The 2,927-nt window shown below is 44.6% G+C and carries 3 protein-coding genes; all 3 read right to left on the bottom strand.

What is annotated here, in order from left to right:
* Window positions 1–48: 48 nt before the first annotated feature.
* Window positions 49–348 carry a hypothetical protein gene (locus tag CRENPOLYSF2_RS00780; protein WP_087142069.1) on the bottom strand — a complete coding sequence of 100 codons (300 nt, stop codon included), beginning with the start codon at window positions 346–348 and terminating at the stop codon, window positions 49–51.
* Between the two features lie 218 nt (window positions 349–566).
* Window positions 567–1,913 carry a UDP-N-acetylmuramoyl-tripeptide--D-alanyl-D-alanine ligase gene (locus CRENPOLYSF2_RS00775; RefSeq protein ID WP_087142068.1) on the bottom strand — a complete coding sequence of 449 codons (1,347 nt, stop codon included), beginning with the start codon at window positions 1,911–1,913 and terminating at the stop codon, window positions 567–569.
* A 20-nt stretch (window positions 1,914–1,933) separates the two neighbouring features.
* Window positions 1,934–2,851 (bottom strand): sulfate adenylyltransferase subunit CysD, encoded by a 918-nt coding sequence (gene cysD, locus CRENPOLYSF2_RS00770; protein ID WP_087142067.1) that lies wholly within the window; start codon window positions 2,849–2,851, stop codon window positions 1,934–1,936.
* Window positions 2,852–2,927 lie beyond the last annotated feature (76 nt).

The raw sequence follows: 2,927 nt of genomic DNA, 5'->3' as shown, positions 1-2,927 counted from the left end.
CCAAAAAACGCAGCCAGTGCCGATTTGATATTGGGCTTACCCTGGAATTTAAAGTAGATACTTGTAGAGAATGATAGAAAGCAAGCCAAGCATTGCGCCGATTTCGGCATAAAAAATCAATAAACCAGTATCATAGTCAGTGTTTTCACCTTGTAATAACCCTCTGATCTGACTGAAAACGTAGCCGATAGAGGAGAAGCGACTGTCGGCCTGTTCACGGGTATTGATATAGTCATAGCTGGGCGCCAATACTAATACGCCAATAGCCGACCCAATAAGGGCTGCGATAAGGTATACCTTAAGTTGTTGGCGCCAGATCACCAGGATCAAAAAAAATAATCTTTTCATGTGGTTATATTATGCGTTTAAAAATTCATTGTAATTGTAAGCATTTATTTTATTGCCACTAAACAGTCACTAATTACAAGTCTATGCGATGTTCGACTTTTATAACTGATTGAATATAAAAGTGGTAAATTGCTCTATTACGAACTTTTAAAAAATGAGACTCAGTAAAATTAGCATATTGCAGAAAAAGTCGTACATCACGTTTCGATTTATAGTTTTCAACTGTGCAAAAGTTGTAAAACAATATTTTCTAACGCCATGCATCTGGAACCCTTAATCAAAACATTTATACCTGCCTCCAGTTGGGGTAACAAAACTTTAAGCAGCGCTTGGTTATTTGTGAAATGTAGGCCACCTTGCCCAAAACTGTTAGTAGCAAAACAGGCAAGGTCGCCTACAGCCAATAAGCATTCAACACCCGCTGAACGGGCAGCATAGCCTGCCTGGGTATGCCAGGATTCCGCCTCATCACCGAGTTCAGCCATGTCACCTAAAACCAAGATTTTTTTACCCTGCAAAGAAGACAATGCTTCTAATGCTGCCATCAGTGATGAGGGATTTGCATTGTAGGTATCATCAATAATGAGCGCACCAGTATTCGATAATTGGGGCTTCAATCTTCCATTTATGGGATTAACAGAAGCCAAACCAGTAGCAATTGTTTCCAGTTCCACACCCATCATCAAACAGGTTGATGCCGCTGCTAAAGCATTTAGGGCATTATGCTGTCCCATCAAATTCAAATGGCATTGGATTTGACCCCAAGGCGAATCAATAGACAGTTCACCCCCATTGATTTTTGGATGCCAATGGCCGCGCACATCAACGCTGGGATTAAGGCCAAATTGTAAGTAAAACCGTTTACCCAACTGGCTATCCCAAATAGGCAGACAGGGATCGTCACCATTGATGATGGCGACACCGTTGCCCTGCAGGGTTGCAAAAATTTCGCCGTTCGCCCTTGCAGCCCCTTCTGCCCCACCGAATCCTGCAACATGGTCTAATCCGGCATTAGTAATAACCGCAATATCTGGTTTTACTATCTGGCCGAGTCGGGTGATTTCACCCTGTCCATTGGCTCCCATTTCTATCACAGCAGCCTGATAACTAGAGTTCAGCCTCAGTAGGTTTAGAGGAGCTCCCAGCTCATTATTTTGATTGCCTCGCGTTGCCAATACGGCATTCCCATAGTGGCATTGTAATATTGTGGCGATCATTTCCTTTACCGTGGTTTTGCCATTACTGCCAAGAACTCCTATAACGAGTAGCTCGTGATGCCGTCGCCAAATTGCGGCCAACTTTCCTAATCCCTGCACAGCGTCTTTTACAACCAGTAAGGGTAACGAGGTGGCCACAGGTCGACTGACCAATGCACCAGCAGCACCCTGTGCTTTGGCGGCTTCAATATAATCATGCCCATCGTACCGGCTACCTTTAATTGCCACGAACATTGAACCAGGTTCTACAAGCCTAGAATCAATCGCTATGCCATTAAATTCAGCATCCTGACCGATCAATGTGGCATCAGACCATTGTGCAGCCTCAGACAACTTTGCTTTGATCATCGTTTTACCCCCATCAGGTTTTAAAAATAGCCTTCCCGTTTCTTCTTTTCCATCGAACCGGCTTGGTCCTGATCCAAGAGCCGTCCTTGCCTTTCGCTTTGTCGGGTGACCAACATTTCGGCGATAATGTCCTGGACGCAAACCGCATTGCTTTCTATAGCACCGGTTTGGGGGTAACAGCCCAAGGTACGGAAACGAATTTGCCGCTCTTTTAGGCTGTTGCGCTCGTTGTGGTTTAAATACGGCAGCATCCGTTCGTCATCTAAGGCCAGGATTTGCCCGCTACTTTCGTCAACCCAGCTCAACCGTTGCGCTGAAAAATAAAGTGGCACAAGATCAATCTTTTCCAGCAGGATATATTGCCAAACGTCCAGTTCAGTCCAATTGGAGAGCGGAAAAACCCTGACCGATTCGCCCCTGTCAATTTGGGCATTATAAATTTGCCATAGCTCTGGTCGTTGTTGTTTTGGATTCCACTGATGGTTGGAATCCCTAACCGAGAATACCCTTTCTTTGGCGCGCGATTTTTCTTCATCTCGACGTGCGCCACCCAGGGCGGCATCAAAGCCGTATTTGGTCACTGCTTGTTTCAATGCTTCCGTTTTCATCAAGTCATTATATTTAACTGAACCTGATTCGATAGGATGTATGCCCAATGCCAATGCCTCTTCGTTGATGTGGACTTTTAAGTTAAGCCCTAAACGGGCAACCAAGTTGTCGCGAAAACGCGCCATTTCGGCAAATTCCCAGGTAGTATCGATATGCAGTAAGGTAAAAGGGACATTGCCGGGCCAAAAAGCTTTTCTAGCCAAATGCAGCATGACGGTCGAGTCTTTTCCAATGGAGTAAAACATACAAGGCTTTTCAAAACAGGCCGCCACTTCCCGTATGATAAAGATACTTTCTGCTTCCAATTGTTTTAAGTGCGTCAAATTCATGAGGCTTCCCTTGCTCGTCAGTCGTAAGTTCGTCCATTTGACAAACAGTTATAAATTCGTAGATTGTTTCTTCTAT

Source organism: Crenothrix polyspora (genome assembly GCF_900163755.1).
In the GTDB taxonomy this organism is placed as follows: Bacteria; Pseudomonadota; Gammaproteobacteria; order Methylococcales; family Methylomonadaceae; genus Crenothrix; species Crenothrix polyspora.
The sequence above is the reverse complement of the archived record's forward strand: the minus strand, read 5'-3'. Positions and strand labels throughout refer to the sequence as shown.

Excerpts from the sequence above, each read along its gene's own strand:
- CRENPOLYSF2_RS00780 (WP_087142069.1), bottom strand. The coding sequence starts at position 348 with ATGAAAAGATTATTTTTTTTGATCCTGGTGATCTGGCGCCAACAACTT.
- CRENPOLYSF2_RS00775 (WP_087142068.1), bottom strand. The coding sequence starts at position 1,913 with ATGATCAAAGCAAAGTTGTCTGAGGCTGCACAATGGTCTGATGCCACA.
- cysD (WP_087142067.1), bottom strand. The coding sequence starts at position 2,851 with ATGAATTTGACGCACTTAAAACAATTGGAAGCAGAAAGTATCTTTATC.